This is a genomic window from Photobacterium piscicola (assembly GCF_046058925.1).
GTDB lineage: Bacteria > Pseudomonadota > Gammaproteobacteria > Enterobacterales > Vibrionaceae > Photobacterium > Photobacterium piscicola.
Genome location: NZ_CP175534.1, coordinates 3,055,287 through 3,075,283 on the forward strand (window position 1 = coordinate 3,055,287; position 19,997 = coordinate 3,075,283).

Annotated in this window: 16 protein-coding genes and 1 tRNA gene; 9 read left to right on the forward strand and 8 right to left on the reverse strand. The window is 40.3% G+C overall.

What is annotated here, in order from left to right:
- Window positions 1–179 precede the first annotated feature (179 nt).
- From ACJZU6_RS14290 to folB, 3 genes are read right to left on the reverse strand one after another with little or no spacing between them, the layout of a single operon-like run.
- Window positions 180–983: an undecaprenyl-diphosphate phosphatase gene (locus ACJZU6_RS14290; RefSeq protein ID WP_080158577.1), complete on the reverse strand. Its 804-nt coding sequence runs from the start codon at window positions 981–983 to the stop codon at window positions 180–182.
- A gap of 43 nt (window positions 984–1,026) precedes the next feature.
- A complete protein-coding gene (folK, locus tag ACJZU6_RS14295; RefSeq protein WP_408900475.1) occupies window positions 1,027–1,500 on the reverse strand; it encodes a 2-amino-4-hydroxy-6-hydroxymethyldihydropteridine diphosphokinase in 474 nt (157 codons plus the stop codon).
- A complete protein-coding gene (gene folB, locus ACJZU6_RS14300; protein ID WP_080158579.1) occupies window positions 1,500–1,853 on the reverse strand; it encodes a dihydroneopterin aldolase in 354 nt (117 codons plus the stop codon). The genes folK and folB overlap by 1 nt, the downstream gene beginning before the upstream one ends.
- A 251-nt stretch (window positions 1,854–2,104) precedes the next feature.
- Between folB and plsY the strand changes: the two genes are divergently transcribed.
- Window positions 2,105–2,719 carry a glycerol-3-phosphate 1-O-acyltransferase PlsY gene (gene plsY / locus ACJZU6_RS14305; RefSeq protein WP_080158580.1) on the forward strand — a complete coding sequence of 205 codons (615 nt, stop codon included), beginning with the start codon at window positions 2,105–2,107 and terminating at the stop codon, window positions 2,717–2,719.
- Between the two features lie 74 nt (window positions 2,720–2,793).
- On the opposite strand, the gene tsaD is transcribed toward plsY, so the two are convergent.
- Window positions 2,794–3,810 carry a tRNA (adenosine(37)-N6)-threonylcarbamoyltransferase complex transferase subunit TsaD gene (gene tsaD, locus ACJZU6_RS14310; RefSeq protein ID WP_408900476.1) on the reverse strand — a complete coding sequence of 339 codons (1,017 nt, stop codon included), beginning with the start codon at window positions 3,808–3,810 and terminating at the stop codon, window positions 2,794–2,796.
- A gap of 249 nt (window positions 3,811–4,059) precedes the next feature.
- Between tsaD and rpsU the strand changes: the two genes are divergently transcribed.
- The 7 genes from rpsU (at window position 4,060) to ACJZU6_RS14345 (ending at window position 11,771) form a co-directional block, all read left to right on the forward strand.
- A complete protein-coding gene (rpsU, locus tag ACJZU6_RS14315; protein ID WP_005301411.1) occupies window positions 4,060–4,275 on the forward strand; it encodes a 30S ribosomal protein S21 in 216 nt (71 codons plus the stop codon).
- Between the two features lie 31 nt (window positions 4,276–4,306).
- Entirely contained in the window at window positions 4,307–4,750 is a 444-nt protein-coding gene (locus ACJZU6_RS14320; RefSeq protein ID WP_080158582.1) for a GatB/YqeY domain-containing protein, read from the forward strand.
- Between the two features lie 129 nt (window positions 4,751–4,879).
- Window positions 4,880–6,637 (forward strand): DNA primase, encoded by a 1,758-nt coding sequence (dnaG, locus tag ACJZU6_RS14325; protein WP_408900477.1) that lies wholly within the window; start codon window positions 4,880–4,882, stop codon window positions 6,635–6,637.
- 92 nt (window positions 6,638–6,729) lie between these two features.
- Window positions 6,730–8,589, forward strand: a complete 1,860-nt coding sequence (rpoD, locus tag ACJZU6_RS14330; protein ID WP_080158584.1) for an RNA polymerase sigma factor RpoD — start codon at window positions 6,730–6,732, stop codon at window positions 8,587–8,589.
- A 181-nt stretch (window positions 8,590–8,770) separates the two neighbouring features.
- A tRNA-Ile gene (locus ACJZU6_RS14335) sits at window positions 8,771–8,846 on the forward strand.
- Between the two features lie 510 nt (window positions 8,847–9,356).
- Window positions 9,357–10,769, forward strand: a complete 1,413-nt coding sequence (pykF, locus tag ACJZU6_RS14340; protein WP_080158585.1) for a pyruvate kinase PykF — start codon at window positions 9,357–9,359, stop codon at window positions 10,767–10,769.
- Window positions 10,770–11,147: 378 nt separating this feature from the next.
- On the forward strand, window positions 11,148–11,771 hold the full coding sequence (locus tag ACJZU6_RS14345) for an FCD domain-containing protein (RefSeq protein WP_080158586.1): 624 nt from the start codon (window positions 11,148–11,150) through the stop codon (window positions 11,769–11,771).
- A 74-nt stretch (window positions 11,772–11,845) separates the two neighbouring features.
- Here the strand turns inward: ACJZU6_RS14345 and ilvN are convergent, their stop codons facing one another.
- From ilvN to leuO, 4 genes are all read right to left on the reverse strand, one after another.
- A complete protein-coding gene (ilvN, locus tag ACJZU6_RS14350; protein ID WP_080158587.1) occupies window positions 11,846–12,343 on the reverse strand; it encodes an acetolactate synthase small subunit in 498 nt (165 codons plus the stop codon).
- Entirely contained in the window at window positions 12,343–14,061 is a 1,719-nt protein-coding gene (locus ACJZU6_RS14355; RefSeq protein ID WP_080158588.1) for an acetolactate synthase 3 large subunit, read from the reverse strand. The genes ilvN and ACJZU6_RS14355 overlap by 1 nt, the downstream gene beginning before the upstream one ends.
- A gap of 330 nt (window positions 14,062–14,391) precedes the next feature.
- Entirely contained in the window at window positions 14,392–16,215 is a 1,824-nt protein-coding gene (locus tag ACJZU6_RS14360; protein ID WP_408900478.1) for an AMP-dependent synthetase/ligase, read from the reverse strand.
- A gap of 369 nt (window positions 16,216–16,584) precedes the next feature.
- Window positions 16,585–17,544 carry a transcriptional regulator LeuO gene (leuO, locus tag ACJZU6_RS14365; protein WP_080158590.1) on the reverse strand — a complete coding sequence of 320 codons (960 nt, stop codon included), beginning with the start codon at window positions 17,542–17,544 and terminating at the stop codon, window positions 16,585–16,587.
- A gap of 865 nt (window positions 17,545–18,409) precedes the next feature.
- Here leuO and leuA point away from each other — a divergent pair.
- Window positions 18,410–19,951 (forward strand): 2-isopropylmalate synthase, encoded by a 1,542-nt coding sequence (gene leuA / locus ACJZU6_RS14370; RefSeq protein WP_408900479.1) that lies wholly within the window; start codon window positions 18,410–18,412, stop codon window positions 19,949–19,951.
- Window positions 19,952–19,997 lie beyond the last annotated feature (46 nt).

Below are 19,997 nucleotides of genomic sequence, written 5' to 3' on the forward strand. Positions count from 1 at the left end.
TTATACACTTTCGGCTTTTTAAGGATTATCTGGCGCGGAGCTTATCGTGGAGATGAAGTTTAAGTAAGTTAACTTCAATTAAACTCCGAATACATTAGCGCAAACCAACCTCGTTATCGAAATTTGCACTTGCAATAACGAGGCGGACCATACATTTTTGTAACACGTTTATTCTAAAATTATTTAGATAATAAAAATAGGAATAAACCAGCACCTAATATTAAACGGTAGATAACAAATGGCGTCATACCTAAACGTGTCACTAATTTTAAGAACACGTGAATACATGCATACGCACTAACAAACGAAACCGCAATACCAATACTTAGATTACTGATATCAATCGGCTCAGTGCCGGTTACCAGTTTAAGACCTAAATACCCGCCCGCAAGCAAAATAATAGGTATCGACATTAAGAATGAGAACCGTGCTGCCGCCTCACGTGTAAAGCCTAAATATAATGCCGCTGTCATGGTTGCACCAGAGCGAGACGTACCAGGAATGATAGCGGCGGCTTGGGCTAAACCAATTAAGACCGCACTTTTCCATGTGGTTTGATATTCATTGTCAGTCTGCTTAGCATGTTTATCAACCCACCATAACAGCAAGCCGAAAATAATAGTTGTACAAGCAATAACCCACGCAGAACGCAAATACATCTCGATGAAGTCTTTCATCAACAAGCCAAAAATACAGGCTGGAATGGTTGAAATAACAATCATCCATGCTAATTTAGATTCAGCATTATGTTGACGTTTAAAAATTGAAGCTAGCCATGCGCTAAGTAGCGTAACAACTTCTTTACGGAAATAAATCATTACCGCTAATAATGTTCCTACATGCACCGCAACATCAAATGCCAACCCTTGATCTGACCAGCCCAATATTTCTGACGGTAAAATAAGATGGGCAGAACTCGATACAGGTAAAAACTCTGTTAATCCCTGTAACAGGGCAAGCATAATCGCTTCAAAGTGACTCATTCATTATCCTTAATTTAGGTTATATATCGCTATAAGTAATATTTTATTCAACAGGCCATAATGACTGTTGAGGTGAAAATTTTTGCCATAACTCCGCAATCGTCTGTTGCTGTCCGGGAATAATTAATTCAGGACATAACTCGCTCATTGGCCAAAGCACAAAGGCAAATTTATACAGATCAGACCGAGGTATTGTAGGTGAGCACTCACAAACTACGTCACCATAAAGTAAAATATCGAGATCAATTGTACGACTTTGATTTTTTTGGGTATTTTCAGGTCGTCCTAATTGCCGTTCAATCTCTTTTAGTGATTGCTGCAGAGTCGCTAATGACAATGACGTTTTTATTTCAATGACACTATTAAAGAAATTATCACCGTTAAAACCAACAGGTTCTGCTTCAAAAATACGTGACATACGCCATGAACTCGCTAACTGCGCCACCGCCTTGACGCCAGCGGGTAAGTAATGTTCGCGATCAATATTGCTGCCAATGCTGATATAAGCGGTGATCACTACTTAATGCCTCGTTCGATCTGAACCCCAACGCCAGCGGCATTAGCAATGGCGCTCGGTTTGGTCACGCGCACTTTAATCCATGGCACTGCAAAGCGCGTCATGATCAAAGTAGCAATATCTTCTGCAACGCGTTCAACTAACAAAAAACGCCCTTGAGTAATATGTTCAGTAACCGCAGTACTAACCATTGAGTAATCTAACGCTAAATTAACATCATCCGCTATGGCTGCAGGACGATTATCGTGAGCCATCTCTAAATCTAATACTAATTTTTGCTTAATTTTTTGTTCCCAGTCATACACTCCAATAGTGGCGATAACTTCAAGTTGTTCTATAAATACCGTGTCCATATTTAATCGCTAATTTTGATAGAGGTCGGATACCTAATACACACAAAAACGCGTATTATCAGGCTATATAAGTTAGCGAAAACACCTGCTAACTGGTCAACAACACATTGAATGCTGACCATAATTATGACTATATCACAGCCATAAACACGCTGATATTTATCAGTACCAATATTGATCAAGATAAGATCCAGCTAACATTTAGCGGCAATAAAGAATGCCACTTATCTTTCAAATAACCGGGATATTGCATGACACCATTAGCGTTACTGATGATCATTGCGGCTTATCTATTAGGATCTATTTCCAGTGCAGTATTAATTTCAAAACTGTACCACTTTCCAGATCCTCGTACCCATGGCTCACTCAATCCGGGCGCAACCAATGTCCTTCGCCTCGGAGGTAAAACGGCCGCAATATTAGTCTTAGTTGCTGATATTTTAAAAGGCATGATTCCTGTTTGGTTAAGCTACTTTTTAGGCTTAAATCCTTTCCTATTAGGCATCATAGGCATCGCAGCTTGCCTTGGTCATATCTACCCTATCTTCTTCCATTTTCAAGGTGGTAAAGGGGTCGCTACCGCACTTGGTGCATTAGCCCCTATCGGCTGGGATCTCAGTGGTGGTTTAATTATTATTTGGATATCAGCACTGACATTAACCGGCTATTCATCTCTCGCATCGTTAATTACCGCCCTTGTTGCACCACTGATGACATGGATGGTCAAACCTGAATACACCATGCCCGTCGCGATGCTGTCTTGCTTAATTATCTTTCGTCATCAAGATAATATTCGTCGTTTACTCGACGGTGACGAAACAAAAATATGGCAGAAATTTGCCCGAAAAAGTAACGAAAAGCAATAAATACACAGAAAAAAACACAAAAAAAGCGAGAACATATGTTCTCGCTTTTTGTTTGAATTAATGCATATTTATTACTAAGCAACAGGCTTCAGTTGATCGATAGGCCAACGTGGATAAACCTTAACACCAAGATCCATCAATTCATTATTCTTTAGACGTTGCATACCAGCATAAGCAATCATCGCACCATTATCGGTACAAAATTCAGTACGTGGATAAAACACTTGGCCATGCATGCCTTTCATCAAGGTTTCAAGCTGTTGACGTAATGCTTTATTTGCACTTACGCCGCCAGCAATCACTAGGCGCTTATAGCCCGTTTGCTTTAATGCACGCTTACATTTTATCGCTAACGTATCAACAACAGCGTCTTGGAACGCATACGCAATATCAGCACGTGTTTGTGGATCATCATCATTGCCCCGAATCGTATTCGCCGCAAATGTTTTTAATCCTGAAAAACTAAAATCAAGACCTGGGCGATCTGTCATTGGACGTGGGAACTTAAATCGTCCCGGCGTACCTTGTTCAGCCATTTTAGACAGTAACGGACCACCAGGGTAATCAAGCCCCATCATCTTCGCTGTTTTATCAAAAGCTTCACCCGCGGCGTCATCCACTGACTCACCAAGAATTTTATAATCACCAATACCACGCACATCTACCATCATGGTATGTCCGCCAGAAACCAGCAATGCCACAAAAGGAAATTCAGGTGGATTATCTTCTAACATTGGTGCGAGTAGATGACCTTCCATATGGTGTACGGCAACCGCAGGTAAATCCCATGCATAAGCTAAACTACGACCAATTGTTGCGCCCACTAGTAGCGCGCCAACAAGACCAGGACCAGCAGTGTACGCAACACCGTCAAGATCGTCTGGCGTTAAGCCCGCAGCAGCCAAGGTTGCCGTAATTAAGGGAATGGTTTTTTTAACATGATCACGTGACGCTAACTCAGGAACAACACCACCGTAATCAGCATGTAACTTTACTTGACTGTAAAGTTCATGTGCCAATAAACCTTTTTCATCATCAAAAATTGCGATACCTGTTTCATCACAGGAGGTCTCAATGCCCAATATACGCATAACAGCCTCTATACTATTCTGGGACCTAATCTAAAAAATCAGCCTAGTTTCAACAACAACCGATAATTCATACAGGTTTATAAGGGAGTAATTGGATGCCATGTTACCGCTGTTAACACAAATTAACCAGTTCATAGGCGTAGAATGCTTTACAAATACCCCCAAATCAGATTAGAATTTCGCACCATTTTAATCATCTGACACTTTGAACGTCAGTATTAAACCGAATCACTCTGAGGTGAGTATTACATGCCAGTAATCAAAGTACGTGAAAACGAACCGTTTGACGTAGCACTACGTCGTTTCAAGCGCTCTTGCGAAAAAGCAGGTATCCTTTCTGAAGTTCGTCGTCGTGAGCACTTCGAAAAGCCAACAACTGTACGTAAGCGTGCTAAAGCAGCGGCAGTTAAGCGTCACCTGAAGAAATTGGCTCGCGAAAACGCGCGTCGCGTTCGTCTGTACTAATCGTTAGATTATTAAACAGAAGGATCGCGTAATGACTCTTATTGAACGTCTTAAAGGCGAACAAATAGCGGCGATGAAGGCGAAGGATAAACCTCGTCTTGGTGCTATCCGTTTGGTTCTTGCTGCAATTAAACAACGCGAAGTTGACGAAAAGATCACTCTTTCCGATGATGACGTATTGGTAGTTTTGACCAAAATGGTGAAGCAACGTCGTGACTCTGTAGCGCAGTATGAAGCTGCAGGCCGTCAAGATCTTGCTGATATTGAACATGCTGAAATCAGCGTCTTAGCAGAATTTATGCCTCAACCATTAAGTGAAGATGAAATCTCTGCTTTGATGGATGAAGCTATTGCTGCGACAGGTGCTGTCAACATGCAAGATATGGGCAAGGTTATGGGCGTACTGAAACCGCAAATTCAGGGTCGTGCCGATATGGGGATTGTTAGCAAGCTGGTGAAAATCAAGCTAGGCTAATCACTCCTCTTATTCTGCAACAAGCCGTGCTATTCTTTCGGAATGCGCGGCTTGTTTGTATCTGACAATCCCCACTTTTAACGGTTCAACCGTTACTCTTTTTGTTTACTCTAGGTTGTTTGCTTTGTTATGGCAGGAAAAATACCGCGTTCATTTATTGATGATTTAATCTCTCGACACGATATTGTCGATGTCATTGACGCGCGCGTAAAACTCAAAAAACAAGGTAAGAACTTTGGTGCCTGTTGTCCTTTCCATAACGAAAAAACACCCTCTTTTTCGGTAAGCCAAGAAAAACAGTTCTATCATTGTTTTGGGTGCGGTGTTCATGGCAACGTACTTGATTTCGTGATGGAGTATGATCGGTTAGAGTTTGTCGATGCTATTGAAGAGCTCGCCTCACAACTAGGTTTAGAAGTACCACGAGAAAACGATGGTACCAATGCACCTCGTGGCCCTAAAGCGGCAGATAAACGTAATTACTATGAACTCATGGGCCAAGTGTCACAGTTTTATCAATCACAACTACGGGCGCAAGATGCTCAGGTTGCGGTTGATTATCTCAAGGGACGTGGTTTATCAGGCGATATTGTAAAAAAATTCAATATCGGTTTTATTCCCGATCAATGGGACATAGTTCGCACTCGCTTTGGGCGTGATAATGAATCGCAAAAAGCACTTGTTAACACTGGAATGCTGATCGAAAATGATCAAGGTCGTCGTTATGACCGCTTCCGTGGACGAGTGATGTTTCCGATCCATGATCGCCGAGGACGCGTGATTGGTTTTGGGGGGCGAGTATTAGGTGATGGTACGCCAAAATACCTTAACTCCCCTGAAACTGATATTTTTCATAAAGGCCGAGAGCTTTATGGATTATATGAAGTACTACAAACCCATCGTGAACCTGAAAAGATCATGGTAGTTGAAGGTTATATGGATGTCGTCGCGTTGGCCCAATTTGGTGTCGATTATGCGGTTGCATCGTTAGGCACCTCAACCACCGGTGATCATATTCAAAGCCTGTTCCGTCAAACCAGCACTGTTGTATGTTGTTATGATGGTGACCGTGCAGGACGAGAAGCTGCATGGCGAGCAATGGAACAAGCATTGCCTTACCTAACCGATGGTCGTCAGCTAAAGTTCATGTTCTTACCTGATGGCGAAGATCCAGATTCATGTATTCGCGCCGAAGGTAAAACTCAATTTGAACAACGCATTGATGCAGCGACATCGCTATCAGAATTTTTGTTTAATAGCTTAATGCTTCAAATTGATACCAGTAGCCGTGAAGGTAAAGCGAAACTCACCACACTCGCTGTTCCCTTAATTGATAAAGTACCAGGTGGCACTCTGCGACTATACTTGAGAGAGTTACTGGGTAAAAAACTCGGCTTACCTGATGAAGCACAATTACAGCAACTACTCTCAAAGCATGGTCAAATCACTAAACCGGTAGGCCAAGTACAAATTAAGCGTACACCAATGCGAGAAGTTATCGCATTATTGATTCAACACCCACACTTTGTGCAACAGCTTGAATTTGATATGGACGCATTTGCTGTTATTGAGCTCGCCGGATTAAATTTATTGCTATCTATAGTTGATAAATGCCGAAACAATCCCAATATTAGCACTGGACAGCTTTTAGAATATTGGCGTGGCACCAAAAATGAAGCCATGATGGCACGGCTTGCCGCGTGGGAGCTACCGTTGTCAAATGATGAAGACAACAGCCTCGATGTATTTTTAGACGCAATGGATAAAATTATTATTCAATGTGTTAATCAACAAATTGAACAGTTGCAGACTAAATCAAGAACTGTCGGCTTATCAGTCGAAGAAAAGCAGGAATTACAATCCTTATTATTGGATCGTCCTGCCTAATAAGTAGTCAACAATTAAGAAATTTGTTATAATGACTGGTTTGCAACTCTGCATACTAAATTATCACTCAGACCCGAAGTTGGATACCGTCTATGGAGCAAAATCCGCAGTCACAGCTAAAGTTACTTGTTGCTAAAGGCAAGGAACAAGGCTATCTGACCTACGCCGAAGTAAATGACCACCTACCAGAAGATATTGTTGATTCTGATCAGGTTGAAGACATTATTCAAATGATTAATGACATGGGTATCAAGGTAGTTGAAACTGCCCCTGATGCCGATGAACTCATGATGACTGAAGATAATGCCGACGAAGACGCCATTGAAGCAGCGGCGCAAGCATTATCAAGCGTAGAAAGCGAGATCGGTCGCACAACAGACCCAGTACGCATGTACATGCGTGAAATGGGCACGGTTGAACTACTTACTCGCGAAGGCGAAATTGATATCGCAAAACGCATTGAAGATGGTATTAACCAAGTTCAATGCTCTGTTGCTGAATACCCTTCAGCAATCGCTCATTTACTTGAGCAGTTTGACAAAGTTGAAGCCGATGAACTTCGTCTAACTGATATCATTTCAGGCTTTGTTGATCCAAACGAAGAAGCTACTGCAGCGCCAACAGCAACACACATTGGCTCAGAATTAAGCGAAACCGATCTTGCAGATGAAGATAAAGATCTTGAAGACGGTGACGATGACGATGACGAAGATGGCGCTGAAGAAGAAGAAGACGATGGCAGCATCGACCCAGAATTGGCGCGTGAAAAGTTCTTAGAACTTCGCCAATCTTATGAAAAAATGGCTTTAGCCATTAACACTAATGGTCGTCAGCACGCGACAACTGAAGTTGCCGTTGAAGAATTGTCAGAAATCTTCAAGCAATTCCGTCTGATTCCAAAGCAATTTGATCGTCTAGTTAGCTCACTACGTGACTCAATGGATAAAGTACGCACTAATGAGCGTCTTATCATGCGTATGTGTGTTGATAACAGCAAAATGCCAAAGAAAACGTTCATTAGCTTATTTGCAGGCAATGAATCAAACAGTGATTGGATCGACACTGCACTTAACTCAGGTAAGCCTTACGCTGAACGTTTAAAGAATTATGAAGAAGATCTTCGTCGTTCAACGTTAAAGCTACGCATTCTTGAGCAAGAAACAGGTCTTTCAATCGAACGTATTAAAGACATCAGCCGTCGTATGTCTATCGGTGAAGCAAAAGCGCGCCGTGCGAAAAAAGAGATGGTTGAAGCTAACTTACGTCTGGTTATTTCTATCGCGAAGAAGTACACCAACCGTGGTTTGCAGTTCTTGGATCTAATCCAAGAAGGTAACATTGGTCTAATGAAAGCGGTTGATAAATTTGAATACCGTCGTGGTTACAAATTCTCAACTTACGCAACATGGTGGATCCGTCAGGCAATCACACGTTCAATCGCAGACCAGGCACGTACTATTCGTATCCCTGTGCACATGATTGAAACCATCAACAAATTGAATCGCATCTCACGTCAGATGCTACAAGAGATGGGCCGTGAGCCATTACCTGAAGAATTGGCTGAACGCATGCAAATGCCGGAAGACAAAATCCGCAAGGTACTGAAAATTGCGAAAGAGCCAATCTCAATGGAAACCCCTATCGGTGATGATGAAGATTCACACCTAGGTGATTTCATTGAAGATACAACACTTCAACTTCCAATGGATGCAGCAACAGCAACTAACTTGCGTGCCGCAACTAACGACGTACTTGCTGGGCTAACGCCTCGTGAAGCAAAAGTACTTCGTATGCGTTTTGGTATCGATATGAATACCGACCACACGCTAGAAGAAGTGGGTAAGCAATTTGATGTTACTCGTGAGCGTATTCGTCAGATTGAAGCAAAGGCACTACGTAAATTACGTCACCCAAGCCGTTCAGATGTGCTTCGTAGTTTCCTTGATGAATAAGTAAACCCGATAGCATTATCGAAAAAAAGCGAGCCTTGAGCTCGCTTTTTTATTATCGGCAATAGCAACATTGAACTGTGAACAAGTCCATAAAACTTATCTAACTGTTGAAAAAACAAACAAATTTTCGGCGTTAATCACTAGACAAGTGCGACACCATCCCCTATAATTTGCCGCATATGGCCCCTTAGCTCAGTGGTTAGAGCAGGCGACTCATAATCGCTTGGTCCCCAGTTCAAGTCTGGGAGGGGCCACCAAATTCGAAAAAGCTGAAGTATTTTTACTTCAGCTTTTTTTCGTTTGGGCTTCATGAAAGTTTCAGCCCTCTTCCTATTTTTCTCAGTAACAACACCACAAAAAATTCATAAAACACACCGACACTTGATAAATAGCAAAGCTTTGTTTTTATTTTTCCACATAATCATCATTTTTATGTCACACATGACATTGACAATGAACAGCTATATCTCAGGGTGCCAAATGGTGGAATATCTGCTATAATCCTGCGCTTGAATATTAGGGTTACAATCAATGTTGCAAAGGCATTTATCTACTTGTTCAATAATAACAACAATATATTTGATGCCGCTTAAGATCACCTAGAGATGAACTTTACAAAAGCGCACTAACGCTTTTTTAAAGTAATATTTAAAGCGTTTTTTATTTATTCATTACTCACTATCAGCTCTTAACAACATGTTGATGATCTGATCATGATTAATGTTAATTTTCCCTTGGGTAAAAAGTTCGTCCGGAGAGTATCCTCAATGAAAAAGACCAAGATCGTATGTACGATTGGACCAAAAACTGAATCTGTAGAAATGCTTACTAAACTAGCTAACGCTGGTATGAACGTAATGCGTCTTAACTTCTCACACGGTGACTTCGAAGAACACGGTCAGCGTATCACTAACCTACGTGAAGTTATGGCTAACACAGGCAAAGAACTAGCAATTTTGCTAGATACTAAAGGTCCTGAAATTCGTACTATCAAACTAGAAGGTGGCAATGACTTCACTCTAGTAGCTGGTCAAGATTTCACTTTCACAACAGATACATCTGTAGTCGGTAATCAAGACCGTGTGGCAGTGACTTACCCTGGTTTTGCTAAAGATCTAGCAAAAGGCAACATTATCCTAGTAGACGATGGTCTAATTGAAATGGAAGTGTTGGAAACAACAGAAACTGAAGTTAAGTGTAAAGTACTTAACAGCGGTGACCTAGGCGAAAACAAAGGTGTTAACCTTCCTGGCGTTTCTGTAAAACTTCCAGCTCTTGCTGAAAAAGATAAAGCTGACCTTAAATTTGGTTGTGAGCAAGGCGTTGATTTTGTTGCTGCATCTTTTATCCGTAAGGCTGAAGACGTACTAGAAATCCGCGCGCTACTAGAAGCAAATGGCGGCGCTGACATTCAAATCATCTCTAAGATCGAAAACCAAGAAGGTGTTGATAACTTTGACGCTATTCTTGAAGCATCTGACGGTATCATGGTTGCTCGTGGTGACCTTGGTGTTGAGATTCCAGTTGAAGAAGTTATCTTTGCTCAAAAGATGATGATCGAGAAGTGTAACCGCGCTCGTAAAGTAGTTATCACTGCAACACAAATGCTTGATTCAATGATCAAGAACCCACGTCCAACACGCGCAGAAGCGGGTGACGTTGCTAACGCAATCATGGATGGTACTGATGCAGTAATGCTTTCTGGTGAATCAGCTAAGGGTAAATACCCAATCGAAGCTGTAACTATCATGGCGCAAATCTGTGCACGTACAGATAAAGTACTTAAAGCTGAGCTAGGTTCACGTCTAGATAGCCCACGTCTACGTATTACTGAAGCGGTATGTAAAGGTGCAGTTGACACAGCAGAGAAACTAAATGCTCCGCTAATCATCGTTGCAACTGAAGCAGGTAAATCTGCTCGTTCAATCCGTAAGTACTTCCCAACAGCACGTATCCTTGCTGTAACAACAAATACTAAGACAGCGGCTCAACTATGTCTTTCTAAAGGTGTTACACCTGTTATTGTTGATGCAATCGACAGTACTGATGCATTCTACCTACGCGGTAAAGAGTTAGCTCTTGAAACTGGCCTAGGTGCTAAAGGCGATATCGTTGTTATGGTTTCTGGCGCACTAGTTGCTTCAGGCACAACCAACACTGCATCTGTTCACGTACTATAATTGTTCGTAAATAGACACTAAAAAAGGGAGCTTCGGCTCCCTTTTTATTCATCGGTCATTGTAATTGTAGCGTCCTTCATATTCCGATATTCTTTGTAACACCGTTATTATTTATAAAATAACAACCATAAAACATAGTTCATATTGTTATTTTATAAATCAATACCTAACAATAGTAATATTCTCGCCATCAATCCATTTTAATCATTGTTTATCACCCTCTTTAATGTTTAAGCAACAAACAAAGCCAGTTATACTTCTAATCAATAGACATTCATGCATTAATAACTTTCAACAAAAGTTGTGTTTGGATGCTGTCGAATAAATATAACAACAAAGAGGGAAACCGTGTCCAGTCCTACGCAAACGAATAAAATTATGGAGGTCATACGACAAGATATTTTGCTTGGCAAATTGACGCCAGGACAAAAACTTGTTGTTGCTGATTTGAAAGAACACTATCAAGTCGGTGCATCACCTATTCGTGAAGCCTTAGTCCAATTATCGTGGAAAAAGTATGTTAAATTTGCCCCACAAAAAGGTTGCTGGGTAGCGCCTGTTTCTGTGGAAGAACTAACAGATCTTTTTAATGCTCACCAATTAATTTCACATGAATTATTAAAAAAAGCCATTTTACAAGGTGATGAGGCTTGGGAACTTAATATTCTCACCAGTTACCATAAATTAAGCCGCCTTAATCCAACCTCTGATAACGCTGATCTTTCTGAGTGGGAACAGCGTCATGGTGATTTTCATATTGCTATTTTATCGGGCAGTAATTCTCCGGTATTACTTGATCTTTACCTTGATATTTATGAGCAACTTAAGCGTTATCGTCATATTTGGCTAAGTCAATCTCGTGATAGCGAAAACCGTTATCATGATGGTGGAGAACATGAAGCGTTAATGAAAGCAGTTTTAGATCGTGATGTTGAACTAGCACGAACAATCATGCATGACCACTCAAAAAATGCCGTCAGTTCAGTGAGCCCATATCTCTAGATTTACTCCAATAATTAAACAGCAAAAAACCCATGCCACATTAATGCCATGGGTTTTTTTGTTATCCTCTAAGACTATGCTTTTAAAGCACGCTCACCACGAGCTAAACCAACAATACCACTACGAGCCACTTCAATGATCTCTGTCGCCTCACCCACTGCAGCTAAAAATGCATCTAGCTTACCGCCGGTTCCCACCAATTGGATGGTATAAATCTGACTGGTTACATCAACAATTAAGCCTCTAAAAATATCAGCGGTACGTTTTACCTCTGCTCGCGCAAAACCACTGGCTTTGACTTTTACCAACATTAATTCTCGTTCAATATGATCAGATGCCGTGACATTACTGACCTTTAAAATATCGATGAGTTTGTGCAGCTGTTTTTCAATTTGTTCATACGCGGCTTCATCTTCAACGTGGGTAGTAATATTTAACCGTGATAAGGTAGGATCATCCGTTGGAGCAACAGTTAATGACTCGATGTTATAACCACGTTGGGAAAATAAGCCCACCACCCGTGACAAAGCCCCTGGCTGGTTTTCAAGTAATACTGAAATAATTCTACGCATTATGTACGCTCCGTTTTACTTAACCACATGTCACTCATCGCACCACCACGAATTAACATCGGGTACACATGCTCAGTTTCATCAACACTGATATCAATAAAAACCAATTTATCTTTCAAGGCTAATGCTTGTTCTAATTGCTGATCCAACTGTTTAGGATCGGAAATACGAACCCCAACATGACCATAAGCTTCAGCAATCGCGGCAAAATCAGGCACAGAATCCATATAAGATTGAGAATGGCGACCTTGATAAATCATATCTTGCCATTGCTTTACCATGCCAAGAAAACGATTATTAAGATTGATAATTTTCACGGGAATATCGTATTGCAATGCGGTTGAAAGCTCTTGAATATTCATTTGAATACTGCCATCCCCCGTTACGCACACCACTTCTGCATCAGGTAATGCAAATTTAACCCCCATTGCTGCAGGCAGACCAAATCCCATAGTGCCAAGACCGCCTGAATTGATCCAACGTCGAGGTTTATCAAATGGATAATACAATGCGGCGAACATTTGATGCTGACCTACATCGGAAGAGACATAAGCATCACCATCAGTAAGACGATACAAAGATTCAATTACCTGTTGCGGTTTAATGCGATCTGTTGTGGTGTCATAGCGCAGACATTGACGCTGACGCCATGTCGATATTTGTTGCCACCATGGCTGTAATGCTGCTTGATTATCAATATCGTCTTGCTCATTAACCAATTTAAGCATACACGTCAGCACAGTATCAGCAGAACCTACAATAGGGATATCAACCGCCACCGTTTTTGATATCGATGACGGATCAATATCAATGTGCATAATAGTTGCATTGGGGCAGTACTTTTCAAGATTATTAGTGGTGCGATCATCAAATCTAACCCCGATCCCAAAAATAAGATCTGCATTATGCATCGCCATATTAGCTTCATAGGTTCCATGCATACCCAACATACCCAAACATTGCGCATGTGTTCCCGGAAAAGCACCAAGCCCCATTAGTGTATTAACCACTGGAATATGTAAACTTTCAGCTAATGCTATCAATGGCTCACTACAGTTAGACATCACCGCGCCACCACCAACGTACAGCACAGGTTGTTTGGCGGCTAATAAGGCTTTGACACCCCGCTTAATTTGACCTTTATGACCTTGAGTTGTGGGATTATAAGAACGTAATGCTATCGATTCAGGATACTGGTAGGGATAGGTTTCTGCCGGATTAAGCATATCTTTGGGAATATCAACCACAACCGGCCCTGGACGGCCACTGGCAGCAATATAAAACGCTTTTTTGATAATAGTGGGGATATCTTCCGGTTTTGTTACCAAAAAGCTGTGCTTTACGACAGGGCGGGAAATGCCGACCATATCACACTCTTGAAAGGCATCATTACCAATCAAGTTACTCATTACTTGGCCGGACAATACAACCAGTGGGATCGAGTCCATATAAGCGGTAGCAATACCGGTGATCGCATTGGTTGCACCAGGGCCGGAGGTAACAAGGACAACACCCACGTCTCCTGTTGCTCTAGCATAGCCATCAGCCATGTGCACAGCGGCTTGCTCATGACGTACAAGCACATGTTCAATATCGCTTTTTTCATGTAAAGCATCATAAATATCAAGAACCGAGCCTCCGGGATAACCGAAGATATGCTTAACGCCTTGATCGATCATTGAACGAACGATCATGTCTGCGCCAGACAACATTTCCATATTTTGTCTCCAGATCGATAAAACATAGTTAGGGCTTATTTTTAGCCTAATAAAAAACATGAATACTCATGCTATGTTTATCATGGTTATAATAATAACCACGAATAACCGTAACAACTTTAACGCTTTTGCATCATTCATTGCTAGAGCAAAAGACAAGTTTACGGTTTATATCTATCGGATCTAAAATTGTTAATGTTTTATATAGATCTTAGTAAACTCTATACTACCAACGACTACTATTCGATGTGAATTCAGAATATCTCTCTTTACTCAAATAAAAAAAAGAAGCCTTAAAGGCTTCTTTCTTAAATCTAAGCAAAAAATAGATTAGTCGTCTTTTTGTTGCGCTTTTTTATGGCTTTCTTCGTACATATGTTCAATCTCTTTATGGTAACGATCTTGAATCACTTTACGATGTAATTTTTGCGTTGGTGTTAATTCACCTTTATCCATTGAGAATGATTTAGGTAATAAGGTGAATTTTTTTACTTGCTCAAAACGTGCTAGATCTTTCTGTAACTCAATCACACGTTTCTCAATTAATTCAACAATTTGGCTGTGTTTAACCAATTCCATGCGATCTTGATATTTAATATTGAGCTCACGCGCATGTTCTTCTAGTGTTTCAAAACAAGGTACGATCAATGCTGATACGAATTTACGGGTGTCAGCAATAACCGCAATTTGTTCAATTAGATGATCTTTACCAATCGCACCTTCAATCACTTGTGGTGCAATATACTTACCACCCGATGTTTTCATTAACTCTTTGATACGATCAGTAATAAACAAATTACCTTGCTCATCGATATAACCCGCATCACCGGTTTTAAGAAATCCATCATCAGTAAAATTGTTCGCTGTCTCTTCTGGCATATTGTAATAGCCACGCATAACCATCGGACCGCGTACTAAAATTTCATTATCTTTACCAATTTTAACTTCAGCACCTGGCATTGGCATACCAATTGAATCAGGGTTATAGCAGCGATCATCCCAACAAGACACCGTCGCAGTGGTTTCTGTCATGCCATAGCCTAACTTTACGTTAATCCCCATAGCATGGAAAAAACGACCAATGCCCGCATCTAATTTAGCACCGCCACATGGCATACACTTAATATTGCCACCCAATACTGCACGTAATTTAGACAGCACCATTTTATCGGCTAAGTTATGGCTTTTCTGTAATAACCATGAAGGTTCACGACACTCTTGACGAGCCAACGACATCCTTGCACCCATATTTACAGCCCAAGTAAAAATCATCTTACGATGAAAAGGGGCACGAGCGACTTTTTCATGAACACCTGAATATATTTTTTCATAAACACGAGGCACAGCAGACATGTAATTAGGCTTTACTGTCACTAACGCTTCTTTGAGCTTATTGGTATCTGACAGATAACAATTAATGACGCCACGGTGTAAGACATAAAATGTCCAAGCACGTTCAAAGACATGTGATAACGGTAAGAAACATAATGATGTATCGCCTTCATCTAATGCTAAACGTTCATCATGAGCAATAATTTGTGAAGCAATATTAGCATAATCAAGCATTACCCCTTTAGGTGTACCTGTGGTACCCGAGGTATAGATCAGCGTTAATAAATCATCCATAGCCAAGCTGTCTAAACGGGCATCAAGCTCTGACTGATACTCTGAAGAGGCTGTTTTTAAAAAATCGACGTAATGACAAACTAATGGGTGTTGAGGTAATTCAACATCATCTGTTAGTGCAACAATACGCTCTAAATTCGGACACTGATCAGCAATAGCTACCGCTATATTTAGCTGTGCTTGTCCACCAACAAAGAGGACTTTTACATTGGCATCATTAATGATATATGCAGATTGCTGAGGTGTATTGGTTGGATAAATAGGCACCGTAACACAGCGGTTATATAGCGAAGCAAAATCAGCAACCGTCCAACGAGGCATATTATTAGCAAAAATACCGACTTTATCTTGTACTGCTAAACCTTGATTTAGTAGTGCTAATGCCAATTGTTGAATTTTTTCACCAAAATTATTCCAGCTAATATCTTGCCATTCATCATTAACTTGATGACGTAAAGCAGGCGTGTCGCCTAAGCGCGCAATTTGCTGACGAATACGGTGAACAATATGGAAATCATGTTGTGCCATAAGTACTCTATTTTTTTAGCTTACACTTGTAAGCTGATTTGAGAGATGCAGTCTACAATTCAGTCTTTGAAAAGCCAACTATAATGAATATTAAATTATAGTTTCTGATGACCGAGATCACTCTATACCCGCTTACTTATTGTCTTCAATGACTTTTTAAACAAACAATAAAAGTGTAAGAATCTATAAATAACATGGTCTCATAACAGAAAAAGAACCTAAACAATCTACGTGAAAATAGAAACTTTAAATATCATTACTATAAAATCTCGCCACGCTAACCTATTGCTAATCAAAGCATATGATTTTATTTTTACCATAAAAAAAGCCAGCGTTTAAGCTGGCCTTATAATAACGCTTTATAAACTATTAGCTGGTCAGATCACCACAGATAGCCATTAACTGATCACGCATCCAGATATTACCTTTATCTTTCTGCGTTGATTCATGCCAGCTTAGGTAGCCTGTGATTTTTGCATTAGTAAAAGGCAACGGCAGTACTTTAATTTGTAAGTTTTCAGCAGACGCTTCAGCTAACCAACGCGGGGCAACGGCAATCAATTCAGATTGGCTAACAACAAACATAATGTCGTTCAGACTTGCGCCTTGATAAGCATCCTGACAATTTGTTTCACTGTGATTATAGATATCATCAGCAAACATTTTCACATCTGATACTGATTTTAATACAGCATGCATTTCGTTACTGAATTCATCAGCAGAAATACTGTCACCAATTCGAGGGTGATTATTAGCTGCAATAGCCACTAACTCATCACAAAATAATTCAGTACTACAGAAACCATCTTCATCAAAACGAGTATAGTCAATCACAAAATCAACTTCTTGATAACGCATTTTTTGTGATAATTCGGCATCCACTTCTGCTTCTAATTGCAGTTGAATATGTGGTGCTTGTTCGCGCATGGTCGACAATACTGTCGGTGCGAAACGCATATCTGAAGGGCTACAAATTGCGAGTTTAAAAGTGCGGCTTGATGTTAATGGTGCAAAGATAGAGCAAGGTAATTCGTTTTTTACCAACTGCAATGCTTGACGTAATGGACCAAACAATTGTTTAGCACGTTGCGTTGGTTGAATACCACGACCATGACGAATGAAAAGATCATCATTAAACATCACTTTTAAACGCGCAACCGCATTACTTACTGCGGGTTGCGACATACCTAAATTTTGTGCTGCTCGCGTTATATTTTGCTCTTGCATAACGGCATCAAAAACGGTCAATAGATTAAGGTCAACACTACGAAGTGTGGATTCCATACTGAAATTATCAACTGCAGCAACTGAAGTAGTCGTTCGGCTCATGTATACCTCTAAAAATAATCATTATTGGTGCATCGCAACGCTATACATAAGTTAGACATTAAATTTTTGTCTACAGTGTTTGCTTTGAATGCCCTAGTTGGGATACAGCCAGTATCAACCATATAGATTGATGTAACTAATAATAGAAAATAAGACAATATGAACAACCTCTTATTTAAAAATAATTCAGAAATATGAAACCTTAACAATCAAACACTTAGTCGCTAAATCAATATTCTTTAATTTAATATAAATAAAATAACCATTCATAAAATAAGATAAAATCACGTTTTAATTTCAAAGATTATCATTTATTTTCAAATATAAATTCACAATGGGAATATTATGTACTTATTATATATTTGTATTATGTATATATAAACAACCTTAAGTCATTACACCTATAAATATAACAATCAATAACAATTATTAATTTTAATAATAGTTATTTAAAGCACTTCAATAATCATTATTAATATTTATCATTCTTAATTGAAATATATATTATTTAATACAGTTATTAAGCGTGATTACGATGTCTATTTTTGGTTATCAAACGATAGCCTGTTCTTGAAAGTACAAAAAAAACACAACTTTTGGTTGACCTATAGCCCGTCTATTTGATATTCATTTGTTAACCAAATTTATTGAAGTCTTTAATGAAATGAAAACGTATTTCTATCTCCTCTTAGCCCTCCTCCTTATCGTGACATAATCACGCGGGTTGCTATCGAGTGGAAAACACCACTAAAGATTTCAAAACCCGCGCAAGCAAGCGCGGGTTTTTTCATATTTTGACCAGCGCAAGTGAATGCGGAACTCAGTCTTATTACAGGCTCACATATAAAAGTAAAAGGATGTCACTATGAAAGATCAGGTCATTATTTTTGATACCACTTTGCGTGATGGCGAACAAGCTTTATCCGCCAGCCTAACAGTTAAAGAAAAATTGCAAATTGCTTATGCGCTAGAACGCTTAGGTATCGATGTTATCGAGGCCGGTTTTCCAGTGTCATCCCCTGGTGATTTTGAATCAGTACAAACCATCGCTAAGCACATTAGAAACAGTCGTATATGTGCCTTGTCGCGTGCGGTCGAAAAAGACATTGATGTTGCCGCTGAATCATTAAAAGCCGCTGAATCATTTCGTATCCATACCTTTATTTCAACCTCTACTGTCCATGTACAAGATAAATTGCGTCGTAGCTATGACGATGTGATTGCGATGGGCATTGCGGCAGTAAAACGGGCGCGTAAATATACCGATGATGTCGAGTTTTCCTGTGAAGATGCCGGACGGACACCAATTGATAATTTATGTCGTATGGTAGAAGCCGCAATTGATGCGGGAGCAACGACCATTAATATTCCCGATACAGTGGGTTACACCCTACCAAGTGAGTTTGGTGGCATTATCACCCAACTGTTTAATCGTGTACCCAATATCGATAAAGCCATCATCTCCGTGCATTGTCATGACGATCTTGGTATGTCAGTCGCAAACTCCATGGCAGCCATTCAAGCGGGCGCCCGCCAAGTAGAAGGCACCATTAACGGTTTAGGTGAACGCGCAGGTAATTGCGCCCTTGAAGAGATAGCGATGATCATTAAAACCCGTAAATCACTATTAGGGGTGCATACCAACCTCAAGCATGATGAAATCCATCGCACCAGTAAAATGGTTAGTCAGTTATGTAATATGCCGATTCAAGCCAATAAAGCTATCGTAGGCAGTAATGCTTTTAGTCACTCTTCAGGCATTCATCAAGACGGCATGCTGAAAAATAAAAATACCTACGAAATCATGACCCCAAATTCGATTGGTCTTAAAAACCAAGCATTGAATCTTACCAGTCGTTCTGGTCGTGCCGCGGTTAAGAGTCATATGGATACTCTTGGCTATACCGAGCATGAATATGACCTTGATAAACTGTATACCGATTTTCTTAGCCTAGCCGATAGAAAAGGCCAAGTGTTTGATTATGATCTTGAAGCCTTAATGCATTTTTCTAATCTGCGCGATGAAGATGACTTTTTCAAAATAAACTATTTAAGCGTCCAATCTGGCAGTGTGATGGCAACCACTAGCATAAAACTTCAATGTGGCGATCAGGAAAAGTGTGAAGCGGCTGTCGGTAATGGTCCGGTAGATGCCTTGTATCAATGCATCTACCGCCTAACAGGGTATGAAATTGTACTTGATAAGTTTGATCTTACCGCCAAAGGCGAAGGTGAAGATGGCCTAGGACAAGCCGATATTATCGCTAATTACAAAGGCCGCAAGTACCACGGCACAGGCCTTGCGACAGATATTGTAGAAGCGTCAGGTCAAGCGCTGATTCATGTTATCAATAGTATTTATCGTGCCGATCAAATCGCAACTATCAAACAGCAACATAGCCACTAACGTTATTCATTAACAACAAATTCAATCTATTTTTAGTACATTATGG

Excerpts from the sequence above, each read along its gene's own strand:
- ACJZU6_RS14290 (WP_080158577.1), bottom strand. The coding sequence starts at position 983 with ATGAGTCACTTTGAAGCGATTATGCTTGCCCTGTTACAGGGATTAACA.
- folB (WP_080158579.1), bottom strand. The coding sequence starts at position 1,853 with ATGGACACGGTATTTATAGAACAACTTGAAGTTATCGCCACTATTGGA.
- plsY (WP_080158580.1), top strand. The coding sequence starts at position 2,105 with ATGACACCATTAGCGTTACTGATGATCATTGCGGCTTATCTATTAGGA.
- tsaD (WP_408900476.1), bottom strand. The coding sequence starts at position 3,810 with ATGCGTATATTGGGCATTGAGACCTCCTGTGATGAAACAGGTATCGCA.
- rpsU (WP_005301411.1), top strand. The coding sequence starts at position 4,060 with ATGCCAGTAATCAAAGTACGTGAAAACGAACCGTTTGACGTAGCACTA.
- ACJZU6_RS14320 (WP_080158582.1), top strand. The coding sequence starts at position 4,307 with ATGACTCTTATTGAACGTCTTAAAGGCGAACAAATAGCGGCGATGAAG.
- dnaG (WP_408900477.1), top strand. The coding sequence starts at position 4,880 with ATGGCAGGAAAAATACCGCGTTCATTTATTGATGATTTAATCTCTCGA.
- rpoD (WP_080158584.1), top strand. The coding sequence starts at position 6,730 with ATGGAGCAAAATCCGCAGTCACAGCTAAAGTTACTTGTTGCTAAAGGC.
- pykF (WP_080158585.1), top strand. The coding sequence starts at position 9,357 with ATGAAAAAGACCAAGATCGTATGTACGATTGGACCAAAAACTGAATCT.
- ACJZU6_RS14345 (WP_080158586.1), top strand. The coding sequence starts at position 11,148 with ATGGAGGTCATACGACAAGATATTTTGCTTGGCAAATTGACGCCAGGA.
- ilvN (WP_080158587.1), bottom strand. The coding sequence starts at position 12,343 with ATGCGTAGAATTATTTCAGTATTACTTGAAAACCAGCCAGGGGCTTTG.
- ACJZU6_RS14355 (WP_080158588.1), bottom strand. The coding sequence starts at position 14,061 with ATGGAAATGTTGTCTGGCGCAGACATGATCGTTCGTTCAATGATCGAT.
- ACJZU6_RS14360 (WP_408900478.1), bottom strand. The coding sequence starts at position 16,215 with ATGGCACAACATGATTTCCATATTGTTCACCGTATTCGTCAGCAAATT.
- leuO (WP_080158590.1), bottom strand. The coding sequence starts at position 17,544 with ATGAGCCGAACGACTACTTCAGTTGCTGCAGTTGATAATTTCAGTATG.
- leuA (WP_408900479.1), top strand. The coding sequence starts at position 18,410 with ATGAAAGATCAGGTCATTATTTTTGATACCACTTTGCGTGATGGCGAA.